Source organism: Companilactobacillus nantensis DSM 16982, from assembly GCF_001435815.1.
GTDB classification, from domain to species: domain Bacteria; phylum Bacillota; class Bacilli; order Lactobacillales; family Lactobacillaceae; genus Companilactobacillus; species Companilactobacillus nantensis.
Genome location: NZ_AZFV01000086.1, coordinates 1 through 408, shown reverse-complemented (window position 1 = coordinate 408; position 408 = coordinate 1). Strand labels below are relative to the sequence as shown.

The 408-nt window shown below is 35.0% G+C and carries 1 protein-coding gene; it reads left to right on the top strand.

Annotation, left to right across the window (positions count from 1 at the left end):
• Positions 1–408, top strand: a 408-nt coding sequence (locus FD31_RS13800) for an IS30 family transposase (RefSeq protein WP_162258555.1), incomplete at both ends; no start/stop codon positions are given.

Genomic DNA, 408 nt, shown 5'->3' with positions numbered 1-408 from the left:
GGTGTTGAACCTTTTTCTACCAGAAGAAATGGTATGTACTAAAACCCTTTATAGTTATATTGATGCTCAATTATTAGAAGTTAGAAATATTGATCTTATCCATAAGATGTCTCGTCGATTACCAAAATGTGTGGTTCGTAAGAACCATCGCATTTTGGGGTTAAGTATCGAAGAACGTCCAACTGAAGTGGATAATCGTGAAGAATTTGGCCACTTTGAAATAGATACTATTGTTGGTCTTAGAAACGGTCAGGAGAGTGTGATTCTTACCATGATTGAACGTAAGACTCGTTTCCAAATTATCCGTTTAATTGACAGTAAGGACGCTGATTCAGTTGCTTATACAATGAAGAATATTAATAAAGAGTATGGATCAATAATTAAATCCATTACTGCCGACAATGGTCT